The sequence below is a fragment of the Bacillus sp. FSL R5-0416 genome (assembly GCF_037975425.1).
Lineage (GTDB): Bacteria > Bacillota > Bacilli > Bacillales > Bacillaceae > Bacillus > Bacillus subtilis.
The window spans coordinates 880,544-898,869 of sequence record NZ_CP150252.1; the positions used below are offsets into that span (position 1 = coordinate 880,544).

Below are 18,326 nucleotides of genomic sequence, written 5' to 3' on the forward strand. Positions count from 1 at the left end.
TAAAATGAATAAATCATTTGAAATTGGCACATTACTTTTAAGGATTATTACAGGTATTATCTTTTTTGTTCACGGTTTATCAAAGTTTCAGGGAATGGAGGGCACCATCCAATTTTTCGGCAGCATAGGCCTTCCAAGCTTTATGGCGTATGTCATCGCAGCGATTGAACTCATTGGCGGAGTGCTGGTCTTCTTCGGATTGGCTACACGTATTGTCGGTGTACTGTTCGCTCTTACACTGATCGGCGCCATCATCACTGTTAAGCTGAAAGCGCCATTCATGGGCAATGCAGAATTTGATTACCTTCTGCTTTTGACATCCATTCACCTGGCGCTTACTGGAAGTCGATTCCTGGCGCTGGACCCATTTGTGTTTAAAGGAAAAAAGAACGGAAACGTTTCAGCATAAGAAAAGAGGCATGCAGCATGACCAGCATTCATGAGGATACACACATTGGCTATGCCAAACTCACAATTCGCAGTCTGGAGCGTTCGCTTCAGTTCTACTGTAACGTCATCGGTTTTCAAGTCTTAAAAAAGACGGATCGCCAAGCTGAATTAACGGCTGACGGGAAACGCGTACTGCTTATTCTTGAAGAAAATCCGAGCGCTGTCGTCTTGCCTGAACGGTCTGTGACAGGCCTTTATCACTTTGCGATTCTTCTTCCGGACAGGAAGGAACTTGGGATCGCGCTCGCCCGCTTGATTGAACACGGCATTGCTATCGGACATGGGGACCATGCTGTCAGCGAAGCGCTCTACCTGTCTGATCCTGACGGAAACGGCATTGAAATGTATGCTGACCGCCCCCGCAGCACGTGGCAGCGTGATCTGGAAGGAAACTATGTCATGACGACAACCGCTGTTGACATTGAGGGCCTTCTGGAAGAGGCAGGAGATGAGCGGAAAACATCGCTTCCGAACGATACAATCATCGGACACATTCATCTGCATGTCAGTGATTTGAAAGAAGCAAAGGCGTTTTATACAGATGTACTGGGCTTTGACATTGTCGGAAACTATGCGGGCATGTCCGCCCTCTTCGTTTCAGCCGGGGGGTACCACCATCATATCGGCTTAAACATTTGGGCGGGAAGAAATGCGCCGCCTAAACCGACAAATGCCAGCGGACTAGACTATTACACTGTTGTCCTGCCTCACCAAGAGGAGCTGGTTTTAGTGGCGAACCGAGTCAAACATGCCGGGTATTCGATTGAAGAGACGGAAAACAGTTTTCGTGTGAAAGACCCTGTTTCCGGCGCCTATATTACATTTGTGATTTAACTGCAATCCCCTTGCCGAAAAAACGGCAGAGGGATTTTTTATTTTCCAGAAACTCCTGTCAAAAATGCCCTCAGGCAGGTATGATAAGAAGGGAATTGGGCATCGGGAGTGATGAGCGTGAAGGCTCTTTTTTTTACTAGGATTTTCACCTTAATGGTAAGCTGTTCGGTTTATTTTTTTCTTGTAGAGGATGACAGCTGGTTTGAGTATTTGTTCATCGCTGGCGGTGCGAGTGTATTCTTAGCAAATCATCTCTTATTAAGGGTACAGAAATATGCAATTATTTTTTGTCTAATTGATATTGCAGTTGGCTTTTCGTTCGGTTTCATGTTTCCGGGTACAGGTTTATATATTACATTGCTCAGCCCGGTTGCTGTTACCTTTTTTCTGAAGGGATTTGACCGAAAAACGGTATGGTCTGTCCTGTGTTTTTGTTTTATGATGTGGCTGATTGTTCTATTACGCACATATCATATGCTTGGTGATGAATATGTGATGGATCATTGCATCAGCATGACATTCGTTGTCTTCTGCGGTGTCGTGGGCAAATTAATCCGCAAGCTGTTGGAGGCTCAGGATACGGCAAAACAGCAGTTTCAGGAACTGACGGAGTCCCATCTGGCGCTTTCTGCCGCACATCAGGAGCTCCATTTATATGCGAAGCAAGTTGAAGAGCTGACTGCCATTTACGAGCGGAACAGAATGGCGCGGGAAATCCATGATACAGTGGGGCATAAAATGACGGCCCTTCTTGTCCAGCTGCAGCTTTTGCGTGAATGGCAAAAAAGAGACAGCCAAAAAGCGGATGAGACAGTAGGTGTCTGTGAAACACTTGCTCGTGAAGCGCTTGATGATGTCCGCTTATCAGTACGCACTCTGCAAACTGAAAACGATCCTTCGCTAATCGAATCGCTGAAACAGCTGACAGAGGACTTTTGCAAAAATGCAGGAGTCACAACAGAATTTGCGGTCAGCGGTGATCCAGCAATCATCCCGCTGTCTCTCCATCCGACCCTGATCAGAACGGTGCAGGAAGCACTGACCAATGCCAAACGGCACGGCGGCGCCACAGCCTGTTCGATACAGCTTGCCTGCACAACGGACAGCATCAGCCTTGTCATTAAGGATGACGGCAAAGGCAATCCCGAGGCAGCACTTGGTTTTGGTCTCTTGAATATGAAAAAGCGGGCAGCGGAACATGGCGGAATGATCCGCTTTGAAAGCGAACAGGATCAAGGATTTACTGTGAATGCAGAATTTTCACTTGCCAATAAAAAATGGAGCTTCAGGCCCGTGCAGCAAAAGGAGAGTTTATCATGATTAAGATCATCATTACCGACGATCAGGATATCGTCAGAGAAGGGCTGGCATCCCTGCTCCAGCTCCGAGAAGAGCTCGATGTGATCGCAACGGCGCGAAACGGACAGGAAGCCTTCGAAAAGGCGAAAGAGCTGGAGCCGGATATCGTGTTAATGGACATCCGCATGCCGGTTTCCAACGGGGTGGAGGGAACAAAATTAATCACAAGCTCGCTGCCAGGCGTAAAGGTTTTGATGCTGACAACCTTTAAGGATTCAGCGCTGATTGCTGAAGCGCTTGAAGAAGGAGCAAGCGGGTACCTGCTGAAGGATATGTCGGCAGATACGATTGTAAAAGCGGTGATGACTGTTCATTCTGGCGGAATGGTGCTTCCGCCGGAATTGACTGCTCAAATGCTGAATGAATGGAAGCGTGAAAAACAGCTGAAAGGAATAAATGAGATAGAAAAACCTAAGGAGCTGCTCGGCCTGACCGAGCGCGAAATCGAAGTTCTGGCTGAGCTGGGGTACGGGCTGAATAACAAAGAAATTGCCGAAAAGCTTTACATTACAGAAGGCACAGTCAAAAACCACGTTTCAAATATTATCAGCAAGCTGGCTGTCAGGGACAGAACCCAAGCCGCCATTTACTCGGTCAGATATGGTGTATCTGTCTTTTGACATATGACGTTTTGCATATACGCTTCTCTGAAAAGGCCTTTTACAGGCCTTTTTTTCATGCCCTATGTTCTATCTGCCGCTACATGCCGCACGCCTTTCTTTCTTCTACAATGGCAATGGATCAAAAAAGGAGTGAGACGACGTGCTGCAAGCAGAAAATATCAAAAAGGCATATGGGAAAAAAACAATCGTGAAAGGCATTTCTTTTTCCCTCCAAAAGGGGGAGTCGTTCGGTCTGCTCGGGCCAAACGGTGCGGGGAAGTCCACAACCATCTCGATGATTTCCGGCCTTGTGCCGCATGACAGCGGGAACATCACGGTGGGCGGCTATGTCATCGGAAAAGAAACGGCCAAAGCGAAACAAAAAATCGGCATTGTTCCGCAGGAAATTGCATTATATCCGACGCTGACGGCTCATGAGAATCTTATGTTTTGGGGGAAAATGTACGGACTTACGCACGGTGAGGCCAAAAAAAGATCGGCAGAGGTCCTTGAATATGTCGGTCTGACTGAGCGGGCTAAAGATAAGATTGAAACATTCTCCGGGGGGATGAAACGAAGAATCAACATTGGTGCGGCTTTAATGCATAAGCCCGAGCTGCTGATTATGGATGAACCTACTGTCGGTATTGACCCTCAATCGAGAAATCACATTTTAGAAACGGTTAAACAGCTCAACGAAACGGGCATGACGGTGATCTATACGAGTCATTACATGGAAGAAGTTGAGTTTTTATGCGACAGGATCGGGATAATTGATCAGGGGGAAATGATTGCGATTGGCACAAAAACTGATTTGTGCAGCCGCCTTGGGGGCGATACCATCATTCAGCTCACGGTCAGCGGGATCGATGAAGCGTTTCTTTTGGCGATCCGTTCCCTGGCTCATGTGAATGATGTAACAGTCCAAGAGTCAGAGCTCAAAATTGACATTTCTGCGGCCCATCATGAGAAAGTCGTCACAAGTCTGCTTGCTGAAGCCGCTGCTCATCATATAAGCCTGCTGTCCCTTCAGGTGCAGGAACCGAATCTGGAGCGCCTGTTTCTGAATCTGACCGGCCGCACGTTGCGGGATTGAGGAGGGACGGCCATGAAAAAAAGCATATGGATCGCATGGAAAGATGTCAAAATCAGAATCACGGACAGAAAAGGGTTTATGATGCTTATCCTAATGCCGCTGATCCTAACGTGTATTTTAGGGGCGGCGCTCGGATCAGTTGTTGACGGAGGCAGCCGGATTGATGACATCAAAGTCGGCTACATTCAATCAGACCAGTCAGATGCAGCAAACATGTTTACAAAAGATGTTCTCAAAAAAATGAAGTCGATAAAGGCCACAAAAGCCGGCAGCGAAGACAAGATGAAAAAACTGCTTGATGAAAAGAAAATCGATGTAGGTATCGTCATCCCAAAAAATTGGGAAGCCGGCAAAACCTCAGCTGTTGTTTATGCCGCTCCTGATCAAACATTGAAAACTTCCATCATCGAAACAGCTGCAAGCTCTTTTATAGAGCAATATAAAGCGGTAAAGGAAGCCGCGTCAGCCTCAATGGACTACATCAGCAAAACGGAAGCTGTACAGCAAGGAAAACTTGACCCTGCACAGTTTGCAGAAAAGCTGGCAAAGACGCTAGAAAAAGAAACAGGTGACAAGCTGACTATTGCGGAAAAATCTGTGGGCAGCAAAGCCGTTAACAGTTTTCAATACTATTCGGCGGCAATGCTTTGCATGTTTATGCTGTTTCATATCACAGTCGGGGCGAAATCATTTTTACAGGAAAAGGATACGGAGACGCTTGCCAGAATGCTGATGACGCCTGCGCAAAAATCCGTCATTCTCTTCGGAAAATGGCTTGGGACGTATCTGTTTGCCATCATACAATTTTTCATATTTCTGATCGTCACAATCAATGTATTTGGTGTGGACTGGGGCGGTAATCTGCTGTTCGTGAGTGTCGGGCTTTCTTACGCCGCAGCTGTATCTGGTATTTCAATGCTGCTTGCGTCGTGCATCAGCGATATGAAAACTGCAGATGCGATAGGCGGCTTCGGCATTCAATTGCTTGCGGTTCTCGGCGGGTCCATGCTGCCGCTGTACCAATTTCCGGACGTCTTGCAGTCTGTATCCAAAGCGGTGCCAAATCGCTGGGCGCTTGACGGCTTTCTTTCTTTAATGGAAGGGGGAGGCTGGGCTGACCTTCAAAAGCCTGTGCTTCTTTTTGCGGCGATCGGCTTTTGTTCACTTGTAATTGGTATCAGACGGCTTCATACAAGATAAGGAGGTACAAAAGGTGAAAAAAATTCTAGCCATTTGCGGCATTGAGCTTTCTCTCATTTTTAAGAAGCCACAGAACTATTTGATCATGTTTGCTGCCCCGCTTTTGCTTACCTTTGTATTTGGGAGTATGCTCAGCGGCAATGATGATAAGGTGCGGCTTGCAATCGTTGATCAGGACGATACGATTCTCTCACAGCATTATATTCGGCAGCTGAAGGCACACGATGATATGTATGTATTCGAAAACATGTCTGAAAGCAAAGCGTCAGAAAAGCTGAAACAAAAGAAAATTGCCGGGATCATCGTCATTTCCCGCTCGTTCCAGACACAGCTGGAAAAAGACAAACATCCTGAACTGATTTTCCGTCACGGCCCTGAGCTGTCGGAAGCGCCGATGGTCAAACAATATGCAGAAAGCACATTGGCAACGCTCAATATTCAGGTGACCGCGGCAAAAACGGCATCGCAGACAGCTGGAGAGAACTGGAAGGCTGCGTATAAAACCGTTTTCGCCAAAAAACATGAAGATACAGTTCCGGCTGTAACACGACAGACGCTCAGTGATAAAAAAGAGGGTGCGGAAGCAAGTGACACAGCCTCCAGAGCAGCAGGGTTTTCCATCCTGTTTGTCATGCTGACCATGATGGGAGCGGCTGGAACCATTTTAGAAGCAAGAAAAAACGGCGTATGGTCCAGATTGCTTACAGCCTCTGTCAGCCGAGCCGAAATCGGTGCTGGGTATGTGCTGTCCTTCTTTGTCATTGGCTGGATTCAATTTGGCATATTGCTTCTCGCAACCCATTGGCTGTTTGGCATCAACTGGGGGAATCCGGCTGCGGTTATGGTGTTGGTGTCGCTTTTTCTGCTGACCGTTGTCGGCATTGGATTGATGATTGCGGCCAATGTCAGAACGCCAGAACAGCAGCTTGCGTTCGGCAACTTGTTTGTCATCGCAACATGTATGGTGAGCGGGATGTATTGGCCGATCGACATTGAACCGAAATTTATGCAATCCATCGCTGAATTTCTTCCGCAAAAGTGGGCGATGAGCGGGCTGACGGAGATTATCGCTAACGGTGCCCGCGTCACAGATATTCTCGGAATCTGCGGCATCTTGCTTGCTTTTGCAGCAATCACTTTCGCAGCGGGGCTTAAGGCGCTCCGAGCCTAAAAAACATCTGCCGTTTAGGCAGATGTTTTTTTGCATGTGGGTACATTCGTATGGGTGCAGCCTGAACTGCGGTTAATCCTTATCTATCATAGCTAAAATTGATTCCAGCCAAGAAACGTAATTTTTCTCCCGCTCCAGCGCTTTCGTCAGCACAAGATAGTGGCCGAAGTCCGGTGAAGAAAATGACATCGGCTCTGCTGAAGCCATAAGCTTTTCATAGCTTCCCTGTAAGTCAGAAAGCTTGGCCTGGCGTTTTTGCAGCTGGTCTTTGAACAAATCAGAAGCCTCCTGGCGCGATAGACAAGAAATGAAATAAGCCTTCAGCATAAATTCATCCTTCACCGTCTCGGGTATCGGCTGGTGGCGGATCAGCCAGTCATGCAGCTCCTGCTTTCCGCTGTCTGTCAGGGTGTACATCTTTTTCTCCAGCTTTGTGCCCTGAATCGTTGTCCGGAACGTGATAAATCCTTCATCCGTCAGCTTTTTGAGCTCAGGGTAAATCTGGCTGTGCTTGGCGCTCCAAAACTGGCCGAGCTCCTCTTTAAAATAACTCGTAATATCGTATCCACTCAATTCGCCTTTTCGCAAAAGCCCTAATATGGCGTATTTTAATACTCTCATGCTATCCTCCGTGTCTGGCTGTTTCGCAAAACAGATGAGCCGGTGCTCAACTGTGATTCTAACTGCCTATTCCCCTTATTATAGAAAAGGGAGGAAGGGAACACAACCGGGCTCTTTGGAAATGAAGATAAAAGGTTTGTCAGCAGGTATCCGATTTATCTCCGTCAATATAAAAGAGATTTAAATTTAATTTTCAGAAAAAATATTAACCATATTGATTTTTTATGTATAATAGGAAATTGGTGGTATCAACATTTTAAGGGGGAATAAACGTGAAAAAAGTACTTATGGCATTCATTATTTGTTTATCGCTGATTCTATCTGTTTTAGCCGCTCCGCCGTCTGGCGCAAAAGCTGAATCAGTACATAATCCTGTCGTTCTTGTTCATGGAATAAGTGGTGCATCATACAACTTTTTCGCTATTAAAAACTACTTAATTTCTCAAGGCTGGCAAAGCAACAAACTGTACGCAATTGATTTTTATGATAAAACAGGAAATAACCTAAATAACGGCCCGCAGCTTGCTTCATATGTTGACCGTGTTTTAAAAGAGACGGGGGCAAAAAAAGTAGATATTGTGGCTCATAGTATGGGAGGCGCCAATACGCTGTACTATATTAAATATTTAGGCGGAGGCAATAAGATTCAAAATGTCGTAACGCTTGGAGGGGCTAATGGTTTAGTGTCATCAACCGCGCTGCCGGGTACAGATCCTAATCAAAAGATCCTCTATACATCTATTTACAGTCTCAATGATCAAATTGTCATCAATAGCTTGTCTCGGTTACAAGGAGCGCGAAACATCCAGCTTTATGGCATCGGTCATATTGGCTTGCTCTCTAATAGCCAAGTGAACGGCTATATCAAAGAAGGGCTGAATGGCGGAGGCCTCAATACAAATTAATATCTTCATAAAAAACCTGCAGTCTCCGTTACGGCAGGTTTTTTGCAATTTTCTAGCAATCTCGTCTGAGAAAAATACACCAATAAGCCAGAGGGATTTATGACCTTAGTCTATCATGCATACGTCAATTTATGACATCAGGCACTTTTTCAAATAGAGCGGACATGTTAAGGTACAACCATCGATTTCTATCAATTTGAAATAAAAGGAGCGCTGTTATGCAAATTAAAGAAATTTTTATGATCCGCTGCATTTCGTGCTTAAGTGTCGTCTTGCTCCATATCATTTCAATGGTCCTGATGCTTCAGGCAGAAGCTCTTGCAGATATTTCTCACACCGTTGATTCTTTCCGCACACTCCTGATGTTCAGCACGCCCGCTTTTATTTTCATCTCTGAATTTTTACTGGCCCGTTCTTATCCTGATGGGGTGCCGGACGGTTTTTTAAAGAAGCGGGGAAAAGTGATTTTTGTTCCTTTTTTATTTATCGCGGCCATCGATGCGCTGCTGATGACCAGTGCGATGGGGGGAGAGGTAACCTTTCTCGCGTTTGTGCAAAAATATCTGGCGAACGTATTCTTAGGAAACTTTATCGGATACTTCATTCTCGTCATCTTTCAATTTTACATGCTGCATATGATGTTTCATGAGTATTTGAAAAAAGCATCGCCGAAATGGGTGCTGTCTATCTCATTTGTGGTGACAGCCGCTTATTTAGGCTATTTCTCCGCAGCCAGCCCGGCTCCTGCTTCTGAAGAGGGAGGGGCATTTCCGTTCTTCTGGGTTCCGTTCGCAGGCTGGCTTTTCTACTTTTGTCTAGCCTACTATTGCGGAAAAGAATACAAGCGTTTTTTAGCGCTGCTGAACCAATACCGCTGGGTGGTGTACGGCGCCGCAATTGCTTCTGGGGCGCTGGTTGTCACTGTTTCTTATGTCGGTGAAATCGGCATGATCAGCTCGAAGCGGCCTGATATCATGCTGTATTCAACAAGCATGATTTTCCTGTGTTTTCACTTGTTTTCCAAAATGAAGCATGTGCCGAAAATCATGATGTTTATCAGCAACTATTCCTTTTCGATTTATCTGCTTCATGCTTATTTTATGATTATAGGCTACGTGTTGCTTTTGAATATGCCCGAAATTCCTGCCGTACCAGCTGTTCTCCTGTTGTTTGCCGTGTGCACAGCCGGCCCGATTATGACCTCATGGGCGCTGAATAAGTTCAAATATGGGTATTTATTTGTGGGGAAAATTTATCAGCCGAAACAGAAGAAGGTAACAGTCGAAGTGCGTGATCACGCAGGGTGAAAAACAAGCGGCAGGAGGGCTCCTGCCACTTGTTGTGTATTAAATCATACAGTATACACAATCTTTTTCTTGTAAAATAAAGGAGAAGCTTGAATAGAAGGGAGAACATGCATGACATCAGTCAATCTAAGCTACCCAATAGGAGAATACAAGCCGAGGGAATCCATATCGAAGGAGCAAAAAGATAAATGGATTCAAGTGCTTGAAGAAGTGCCGGCAAAATTGAAACAAGCTGTAGAGGGCATGACGGACAGCCAGCTTGACACACCGTACCGGGACGGTGGATGGACCGTTCGGCAAGTTATTCATCATCTGGCTGACAGTCATATGAACAGCTATATTCGTTTTAAATTGAGCTTGACGGAAGAGACACCGGCTATCCGTCCGTATGATGAAAAAGCATGGTCGGAGCTAAAAGACTCGAAAACGGCAGATCCGAGCGGCTCACTTTCGCTTTTGCAGGAGCTTCACGGAAGATGGACGGCTCTGCTCCGCACCCTGACGGATCAGCAATTTAAGCGCGGATTTTATCACCCTGATACAAAGGAGATCATTACCCTGGAGAACGCGCTCGGCCTGTATGTCTGGCACTCACATCACCATATCGCTCATATTACGGAGCTTTCCAGACGGATGGGGTGGTCTTAACGCTTTTGCCGGCGGAAAGCCGGAATACTGATAGCAGCAATCACCAGAAGTGAGATCACAGCAGCCGCTGCATATAAATGATCATAGCCGCTGGCGACACTCGCATGAATGGCGTCGCTTATCGCGGTTTTGACTTCAGGAACGGGAATGCGTTCGATTTGTTCTTGTAAAGAAGAAACATCAGAACTGTCGATCTCCGGCATCATCTGCATCGCCTTTTCTGAATATCCGCTGTCCGATAAGCGGCTGTTGATCTCATCACCTATTTGGTCAAACCCGGCTGTGATAAAACCTGCATAAAGAGTAGGCGCCAAGGTCAGTCCAATTTGTCTTACTAATGAAAGCGTGCCAAGAGCTGTACCCTTATTTGTTTTTGCCGCTTCTGATACAAGGACGTTCAGCGGAGCGCCTAACAGAAAGCCAAAACCGATCCCAGCTGCCACACTTGCGATCACAAACTCCCATTTTTCCGTCACCCAGAGCGGAAATAAAGCAAACCCCGCACATGAGATGATTCCCGAAAGAATAACGGTTTTTACAGGACCTTTTTTGTCGGTAAGCGCTCCGCCAAGCCAAGCGCCGATTCCGGAAGCCAACGCAAGCGGTGTCATCCAATAGCCTGCTTTTGCGGCAGGGACACCCAAATACTGCTCGACATATGATGGGATAAAAATAACTGCCGCCAAGAGCCCCCCGGATAACAAACCGATGATAAGCGTGCGCTGAAACATATGGTTTCGCAGCAGAGAATACGCCAAAATGGGATCGCCTCCTCGCATTTCAACTCTCTTTTCATACGAGATAAGCGCTGCAAAACAAAGTGTGCCAAAAATAATACATCCATAAACCTCCGGATTCCCCAAGCTGTGTAAGAGATTTGCCCCGTCAAGGTTCGTCATGCCGTACATCACGGCTAAAATCGACAGGGATAGAAGGAAGATTCCGGCCGTGTCGAGGCGCTTAGCTTCAGGTGCTTTTGTTTCCGCGATAAAGTATGCGCCGAAAACAACCAATAGCACGGCAATCGGCAAATTAATCAAAAACAGCCAATGCCAAGACCCGGTCCAATCAAGCAGAAAGCTTCCGATATTTGGCCCGAGCACAGCCGCCATCCCGTTCATTGCGCCAAGCAGCCCAAGGGCCTTCCCCTGTTTTTCCTTTGGGAGAGTCGCGAGAATGTGAGAGCTGCCGATGATGAAAATCCCGCCGCCTCCAAGCGCCTGAATCAGCCGCGATATCAGAAAGAGCGGGAAGCTTTGGCTCAAAGCAACAAGCAAAGAACCAAGTCCGAACAGGCAAACCTCAATGAGAAAGAGTTTTTTTCTGCCGTAGCGGTCGGAAAGCTTTCCGACGATTGGCACACTGACGCTAAGACCAAGCGTATAAAGGGTAATGCCCCATGATCCCCAGGAAGGAGAGACGGAAAACGACTCGTTTATCGTTGTTAAGGCAGCTGAAATAATTCCGTTATCTAGCGCAGCCATAAATACACCAATCGTAAACAGGCTGATCGCCCACTTTTGGCCTTTCTGCTCTGTTAATGCTTCAGACATATTCATCAACCCCTTTTTTATTCATTCAAAGTATATTATTCATTTTAAATGAACTAAATGTCAAATAAAAAAAGCCTGCTCCCGCAGTTTGCGGATGACAGACTTACAGATTTATTCTTTTTTCGCTTTCTCTAATGCTCTTGAAAGGATAGACAGCCCTTCGGAAACAGCCTGCTTTTCTTCAGGGGACAGCAGCTCTAATGAACGCTTCAATTTCAGGTGGCCTTTTTCATACAAACCCCGGAAAATCTTTTTCGCATTCTCTGTCAACTGAACAACTACAGAGCGGCGGTCCTCTTCAGAATGTGAGCGTTTGACAAATCCTGATTTTTCAAGCCGGTCAAGCAGCCCAGTTGTATTGGACAGGGAAGCCCCCATTTTTTCAGCAATGTCGCTCACTTTCAATGTTCCATGGTTGTTTAATAGCATCAGCACCTTCATTTGCGGCATGCTCATATCCAGCTTCATCCACTCGGACACATCACCGAGCCCGGCGGACGTTAAGACTTTCATATAGAGCACCCATATTTCCCGTTCCTCCGATGAAAGAATGTTTTCGTTTAAGACTGTTGTATCGTGTAAATTATATTCCATTTCATCACTTCCTCATCATTCACTCCTCTTACCATATTACTCGATTTTCACTCCAGAAAGAAAGTGAGCAGAAACCGCATGCGGGACTTTGTCCGAAAAATAACGGTAGTGTATAATGAGTTGGAGATTATTGGGGGAGAGGATCGAACTAGAATATGATTGGAGAGACCATTGCTGATTAAAAAGAATGCTTTATCAATATTAAAAATCGTTTTTCCTATTGCTGTTTTGCTATTTGTTATTTATCAATCGAAAAAAGAACTGACAAATCTGTCTTTCAAACGTACGCTCATGGTCATCAACGGACTGGAACGAACGGACTTATTCATGCTTGTGTTGATCGGCTTGCTGGCTGTTGCGGCCATGTCGCTGTATGATTACGTCCTAAAATACTCACTGCGCCTATCGATCACAAACGGAAAAGTATTCAGGGTTTCCTGGATCGCCAATTCATTTAATAATGTGCTGGGCTTCGGCGGTTTAGCCGGCGTCGGGTTAAGAATGATGTTCTATAAGGAGCATACGAAAGACCATAAGGCACTCGTGAAAGGAATCGCCTGGCTCACATCATCTATGCTGCTCGGATTATCTGTTTTCAGCATTTTCGTCGCTGCGAGAGTGCTGCCAGTGGATGAAGTGATTCATGAAAAGCCTTGGCTATGGGCGGTCGTTATCGGTTTTGCGCTGATATTGCCGCTGTCTTTGGCGGTGTCCAAAATAAAAGACCGCAAAGCTGGGGACGAAGAGAATGCGGATAAAGTGAAAAATCCGATTTTCGCATATATTGGAGCTTCAGTTGTTGAATGGCTCATGGCCGGGATCGTCATCTATTTTGCTTTGTTCGCTATGGGCATTCATGCAGATATCAGGTATGTGTTCGGGGTGTTCGTCATTGCGGCGATCGGAGGAATGATCAGCCTCGTGCCGGGCGGCTTCGGCTCGTTTGACCTTTTATTTTTGCTGGGGATGGAGCAGCTTGGCTATCATCAAGAGGCCATCGTTACTTCTATTGTGTTGTACAGGCTCGCCTACTCATTTATCCCATTTATCTTGGGACTGTTCTTTGCCGCCGGCGACCTGACGGAAAATACAATGAAGCGGCTCGAAACGAACCCGCGCATCGCACCGGCAATTGAGACGACAAACGTTCTGCTTGTTGTTCAGCGTGCGGTATTAGTGAGAATTTTGCAAGGCTCGCTTTCCCTTATTGTGTTCGTAGCAGGTCTGATTGTCTTGGCCTCAGTTTCCTTGCCGATTGACAGGCTGACGGTTATACCGCACATTCCGCGCCCGGCGCTTTTGCTGTTCAACGGCCTGTCCTTAAGCTCAGCGCTCATTCTGCTGATTTTGCCGATCGAGCTTTATAAACGGACAAAACGTTCCTATACGATGGCCATTACAGCGCTTGTCGGCGGCTTTGTGTTCAGCTTTTTAAAAGGGCTTAACATCAGCGCGATATTCGTACTGCCGATGATTATCGTATTGCTTGTGCTATTGAAAAAACAATTTGTCCGCGAACAGGCATCCTATACACTGGGACAATTGATATTCGCTGTGGCGCTGTTTACTGTGGCGCTCTTTAACTACAATCTGATCGCGGGCTTTATTTGGGACCGGATGAAGAAGGTGCTGCGTCACGAATATTTCGTCCACAGCACCTCGCATATTACACATGCAACCATCATGGCGATCATCATTGTGCCGCTGTTCTTCTTGATATTTACAGTGGTCTATCATAAGAGAACGAAACCGATCGGAGAGCAAGCTGACCCTGAGCGTCTTGCTGCGTTTCTTAATGAAAAAGGCGGCAACGCGCTGAGCCATCTTGGTTTTCTTGGAGATAAGCGGTTTTATTTTTCCAGCGATGGGAATGCACTGCTTCTATTTGGGAAAATCGCCAGAAGGCTGGTCGTGCTCGGCGATCCATCTGGCCAAAGAGAATCATTCCCGCTCGTGCTGGAAGAATTTCTAAACGAAGCGCATCAGAAGGGATTCAGTGTTTTGTTCTATCAAATTGAACGAGAGGACATGGCGCTGTATCACGATTTTGGCTACAACTTCTTTAAACTTGGCGAGGAAGCATATGTAGATTTAAATACATTTACCTTGACTGGGAAGAAAAAAGCCGGCCTTCGGGCAATCAATAACCGCTTTGAGCGGGAGGAGTATACTTTCCATGTGGATCATCCCCCATTTTCTGATGCGTTTTTGGAGGAGCTGAAGCAAATCTCAGACGAATGGCTCGGCTCGAAAAAGGAGAAGGGATTCTCGCTCGGATTTTTTGATCCTTCCTATTTACAGAAAGCGCCGATCGCCTATATGAAAAATGCAGAAGGAGAGATCGTTGCATTCGCAAATGTCATGCCGATGTACCAGGAGGGAGAGATATCGGTTGACCTAATGCGCTATCGCGGCGACGCTCCAAATGGCATTATGGACGCATTGTTCATCCGCATGTTTTTATGGGCAAAGGAAGAGGGCTGCACGTCTTTTAATATGGGAATGGCACCCTTGGCCAATGTTGGCACTGCCTTTACATCTTTCTGGTCCGAAAGGTTTGCCGCTGTCATTTTTAATAATGTCAGATACATGTACAGCTTCAGCGGCCTAAGAGCTTTTAAAGAAAAATACAAACCGGAGTGGCGAGGGAAATACTTAGCGTATCGGAAAAACAGATCTCTTTCTGTCACCATGTTCCTCGTTACACGTCTGATTGGCAAAAGCAAAAAAGACTCCGTCTAATAAGACGGAGTCTTTTTTTTATTTCGTTTTTAAGAAGTAGGTTTCAATATCATCAAGCAGGTAGTTTGCGGCTTTAATTCCGCCTGCGGTTGTCCATACGACGTCATCGACTTCATGCGCATTACCTGATTTCACGGCCTTTAGGTTTTTCCATAGTGAACTGCTTGTCCACTGATTGGCCCATTTTTCATTTTCCTTTGCATTATCGGCTTTATAAGTGAAATAAAACAGCACATCAGCATCCATATCAGGAATAGATTCTTTACTGTCAGTTGAGAACGTAAATTGGTCCTTTTGTTTCTTGAACAGTTCTACTTGTTTTTCAGGGCGTTTGAAGCCAAGCTGGTCTAAAATAATCCCTGAGAATGAATCGGTATAATAGATTCTTGATTCACCGGATAAAAAGCGTACGACTGAAACGGTTTTGTTTGTCTGGTCGCCCAGCTTGTTTTTAAAATCAGAAACGCGTTTATCAAAATCGGCAATGACTTCCTTGCCTTTGTCCGCCTTATTCACAGCGTTGGCGTATAGAGTCAGGTTATCCTTCCAGTTCCCGGCCAAAGATTCAGCAAAAACAGTCGGCGCAATCGCATTTAACTGATCATAAATTTTTTCCTGGCGCACTTTGTTTCCAATAATCAAATCAGGCTTTAATTCTGCGATGGCTTCCACATTCGGTTCCGTTTCAAGACCGACGTTTTTAACACCTTTCATGTCATCTTTCAGATAGTCATACCACGGGTCGCCCTTCCATGACTTTACGGCTCCGACCGGCTTAATGCCAAGCGCTAAGAGCGCCTCTGTTCCTTCATTAGTTAAAACAACAATCCGTTTTGGATTGGCGGGAATGTTGTCTGATGTCCCCATTGCATGTTTGACCGTTCTTGTTTTGCTGCTTGACCCCTCGCTGTTGCTTGAACTTTCTGAACTATTACAGGCAGAAAGTACCATAACGGCCATTAAAAATACGAATAGCATGCTGATATGCTTTTTCATCTTTTTCCTCCCAATATTGAAATTCATTATCATTTAGATCATAATAAGCAGTGTTAAGAGTGTCAATCCCTAATTGAGGATTATTCTCAAAAACAAACATTACATAGTAAATAACTAGGAGAATTAGATCATGATCTGCAAAAAGGCATCTTCAAAATGGATTGTGTTAGTATGTCTGATTTTCATTTTACTGGCGGCTGTCTGCGCAAGCGTCGTGTACGGCTATACAGGTACGTCATGGAGACAGGTCTATCAGGCGTTTACTTCCTTCAACGGAACAAATGAGCATGTCATCATCAAGGATGTCAGGCTTCCGCGCGCTTTGGTTGCGACAGTCGTCGGCGCCTCGCTTGCAGCCGCAGGCGTTCTCATGCAGGCGCTCACAAAAAATCCGCTTGCGTCACCGGGGATTTTCGGGATTAACGCCGGTGCAGGTTTTTTTATTGTTGCCGGATCGTTTTTTCTGCATATTCAGTCACCTCAGGCATTAGTATGGAGCTCGTTTCTGGGGGCAGCATTTACCGCCGCGATCGTCTATGCAGCAGGCTCGCTTGGGAGGGAAGGGCTGACGCCAATCAAACTGACGCTGGCGGGAGCTGCCATGGCAGCCATGTTTTCTTCTCTGACACAGGGCTTGCTGTCTGTCAACGAACTCGAGCTTGCCCAGGTGCTTTTTTGGCTGACTGGCTCTGTGCAGGGCCGGAGTCTGGATCTGTTGATGACGATGTTTCCATATGCAGCGGCAGCGCTGGTAATCTGCTTCTTTCTCGGCCAAAAAATTAATCTCCTCGTTATGGGAGAAGATGTGGCAAAAGGACTCGGCCAAAAAACAGGCCTGCTGAAATTTGTGATGGCGCTTTGTGTTGTCATGCTTGCAGGGTCCGCTGTTGCCATTGCCGGGCCGATTTCTTTTATCGGCATCATTATTCCGCATTTTGCCCGCTTTGTCGTTGGTAATGATTATCGCTGGGTTCTGCCATTTTCCGCTGTTTTGGGTGCCATTTTGCTTGTTTGCGCGGATATCGGTGCGCGATATATCATTATGCCTCAGGAGGTTCCTGTCGGGGTCATGACCGCCATCATCGGAATGCCTGTGTTTGTGTACATCGCAAGAAGGGGGGCGAAGCTATGAAACTTCGTTTTGGCGTTACTGCGGCTGAAAAGAAAGCATGGATCGTCTTTTTGGTTTTACTGGGGTTAACAGCTGCTGTACTCATCATAAGCGCTGGTCTCGGACAAAGGTTTATTCCTCCCTGGGATGTAGCAAAAACATTCTTTGGTGCAGGTTCCAAGCTGGATGAACTGATGATCATGTCGTTCCGCATGCCAAGAATTTTGACGGCTTTATGCGCCGGTGTCTGCTTGGCAGCGGCAGGCGCGATATTGCAGGGGCTCGTCAGAAACCCTCTCGCATCTCCGGATATTATCGGAATAACAGGAGGAGCGGCGGTAGCGGTCGTGCTTTTAATGATGTTCTTCTCAGACCGCAGCAGTTCACTTACGATCAGTCTGTCATGGCTTCCAGCAGCCGCATTTATCGGCGCATCGGCTGTCGGGCTCATCGTCTATTTACTGGCATACAAAAATGGCGCCTCCACATTTCGGCTGGTGCTTATCGGAATCGGATTTTCAATGTCGGCGCAGGCGATGACTACCCTGTTGATGATCAAAGGCCCGATTTACCGGGCATCACAAGCCAATGTATATATCACTGGGTCAGTTTATGGGTCAAACTGGCAGCATGTAAAAATAGCTATTATCTTATCTGTCATTCTCTTATTCATTTGTTTTGTCGCGCTAAAAAATATGAATATACAGGTGCTGGGTGAAGATATTGCGGCGGGTGCAGGAAGCGCTGTGCAGCGAAATCGTTTTTTCTTGCTACTTTTGAGTACGGCTCTTACTGGTTGTGCAGTTTCAGTTGCCGGCACAATCGGTTTTGTCGGACTGATGGCGCCCCATATTGCAAGACGGCTTGTCGGCTCATCTTATGGCGCGCTGCTCCCAGCGTCGGCACTTATTGGAGCTCTGCTCGTTTTAACAGCTGATATCGTCGGCAGAACCTTATTTGCTCCGGTGGAAGTGCCGGCCGGCGTCTTTACAGCGGCTATCGGCGCACCTTATTTTATTTATTTGCTCTATAAAACAAGAAATTCTTGATCGTTACACCCATTTTCTTAAAAAAGAAAATGGGTTTTTTTTATAATGACTGAAGATTCGTAATTATTTTTGCTATACTGACAGAGAC

Annotated in this window: 17 protein-coding genes; 13 read left to right on the forward strand and 4 right to left on the reverse strand. The window is 46.2% G+C overall.

Annotation, left to right across the window (positions count from 1 at the left end; genetic code table 11):
• Window positions 1-4: 4 nt before the first annotated feature.
• The 7 genes from catD (at window position 5) to lnrN (ending at window position 6,712) form a co-directional block, all read left to right on the forward strand.
• Window positions 5-409, forward strand: a complete 405-nt coding sequence (catD, locus tag NYE20_RS04510; RefSeq protein ID WP_072173365.1) for a DoxX family oxidoreductase CatD — start codon at window positions 5-7, stop codon at window positions 407-409.
• Window positions 410-426: 17 nt separating this feature from the next.
• Window positions 427-1,284 (forward strand): catechol 2,3-dioxygenase, encoded by an 858-nt coding sequence (gene catE / locus NYE20_RS04515; protein WP_064671921.1) that lies wholly within the window; start codon window positions 427-429, stop codon window positions 1,282-1,284.
• A gap of 117 nt (window positions 1,285-1,401) precedes the next feature.
• On the forward strand, window positions 1,402-2,604 hold the full coding sequence (locus tag NYE20_RS04520) for a sensor histidine kinase (RefSeq protein WP_021481181.1): 1,203 nt from the start codon (window positions 1,402-1,404) through the stop codon (window positions 2,602-2,604).
• Window positions 2,601-3,263, forward strand: a complete 663-nt coding sequence (gene lnrK, locus NYE20_RS04525; RefSeq protein ID WP_032726622.1) for a two-component system response regulator LnrK — start codon at window positions 2,601-2,603, stop codon at window positions 3,261-3,263. Before NYE20_RS04520 ends, lnrK begins: the two co-directional genes overlap by 4 nt.
• Window positions 3,264-3,405: 142 nt before the next feature.
• Complete coding sequence (gene lnrL / locus NYE20_RS04530; RefSeq protein ID WP_021481179.1) at window positions 3,406-4,341, forward strand: linearmycin resistance ATP-binding protein LnrL; 936 nt, start codon at window positions 3,406-3,408, stop codon at window positions 4,339-4,341.
• 12 nt (window positions 4,342-4,353) lie between these two features.
• A complete protein-coding gene (gene lnrM, locus NYE20_RS04535) occupies window positions 4,354-5,541 on the forward strand; it encodes a linearmycin resistance permease LnrM (RefSeq protein WP_161621437.1) in 1,188 nt (395 codons plus the stop codon).
• Between the two features lie 13 nt (window positions 5,542-5,554).
• Window positions 5,555-6,712, forward strand: a complete 1,158-nt coding sequence (lnrN, locus tag NYE20_RS04540) for a linearmycin resistance permease LnrN (RefSeq protein WP_038829492.1) — start codon at window positions 5,555-5,557, stop codon at window positions 6,710-6,712.
• 72 nt (window positions 6,713-6,784) lie between these two features.
• Here lnrN and padR read toward each other — a convergent pair whose 3' ends face one another.
• A complete protein-coding gene (padR, locus tag NYE20_RS04545; protein ID WP_003233588.1) occupies window positions 6,785-7,333 on the reverse strand; it encodes a transcriptional regulator PadR in 549 nt (182 codons plus the stop codon).
• 272 nt (window positions 7,334-7,605) lie between these two features.
• Here padR and estB point away from each other — a divergent pair, with 272 nt between their 5' ends.
• The 3 genes from estB (at window position 7,606) to bstA (ending at window position 10,193) form a co-directional block, all read left to right on the forward strand.
• Window positions 7,606-8,238, forward strand: a complete 633-nt coding sequence (gene estB / locus NYE20_RS04550) for an esterase EstB (protein WP_003243184.1) — start codon at window positions 7,606-7,608, stop codon at window positions 8,236-8,238.
• Between the two features lie 218 nt (window positions 8,239-8,456).
• The gene (locus tag NYE20_RS04555) at window positions 8,457-9,545 is read left to right on the forward strand and encodes an acyltransferase family protein (RefSeq protein WP_003242504.1); all 1,089 of its coding nucleotides are present in this window, start codon (window positions 8,457-8,459) and stop codon (window positions 9,543-9,545) included.
• Window positions 9,546-9,656: 111 nt separating this feature from the next.
• Window positions 9,657-10,193 (forward strand): bacillithiol transferase BstA, encoded by a 537-nt coding sequence (gene bstA / locus NYE20_RS04560; protein WP_015252524.1) that lies wholly within the window; start codon window positions 9,657-9,659, stop codon window positions 10,191-10,193.
• On the opposite strand, the gene NYE20_RS04565 is transcribed toward bstA, so the two are convergent.
• Both NYE20_RS04565 and NYE20_RS04570 read right to left on the reverse strand, forming a co-directional pair.
• Window positions 10,190-11,746 (reverse strand): MFS transporter, encoded by a 1,557-nt coding sequence (locus tag NYE20_RS04565; protein ID WP_161621438.1) that lies wholly within the window; start codon window positions 11,744-11,746, stop codon window positions 10,190-10,192. The genes bstA and NYE20_RS04565 overlap by 4 nt on opposite strands.
• A gap of 111 nt (window positions 11,747-11,857) precedes the next feature.
• A complete protein-coding gene (locus NYE20_RS04570; RefSeq protein ID WP_003233577.1) occupies window positions 11,858-12,340 on the reverse strand; it encodes a MarR family transcriptional regulator in 483 nt (160 codons plus the stop codon).
• Window positions 12,341-12,511: 171 nt separating this feature from the next.
• On the opposite strand from NYE20_RS04570, the gene mprF reads away from it, so the two are divergent.
• A complete protein-coding gene (gene mprF, locus NYE20_RS04575; RefSeq protein ID WP_064671925.1) occupies window positions 12,512-15,082 on the forward strand; it encodes a bifunctional lysylphosphatidylglycerol flippase/synthetase MprF in 2,571 nt (856 codons plus the stop codon).
• 18 nt (window positions 15,083-15,100) lie between these two features.
• On the opposite strand, the gene NYE20_RS04580 is transcribed toward mprF, so the two are convergent.
• A complete protein-coding gene (locus NYE20_RS04580; protein WP_161621439.1) occupies window positions 15,101-16,078 on the reverse strand; it encodes an iron-siderophore ABC transporter substrate-binding protein in 978 nt (325 codons plus the stop codon).
• 130 nt (window positions 16,079-16,208) lie between these two features.
• On the opposite strand from NYE20_RS04580, the gene NYE20_RS04585 reads away from it, so the two are divergent.
• Both NYE20_RS04585 and NYE20_RS04590 read left to right on the forward strand, forming a co-directional pair.
• Window positions 16,209-17,210 carry an iron ABC transporter permease gene (locus NYE20_RS04585; protein ID WP_161621440.1) on the forward strand — a complete coding sequence of 334 codons (1,002 nt, stop codon included), beginning with the start codon at window positions 16,209-16,211 and terminating at the stop codon, window positions 17,208-17,210.
• A complete protein-coding gene (locus tag NYE20_RS04590) occupies window positions 17,207-18,238 on the forward strand; it encodes an iron ABC transporter permease (RefSeq protein ID WP_003243057.1) in 1,032 nt (343 codons plus the stop codon). The genes NYE20_RS04585 and NYE20_RS04590 overlap by 4 nt, the downstream gene beginning before the upstream one ends.
• Window positions 18,239-18,326: the final 88 nt, after the last annotated feature.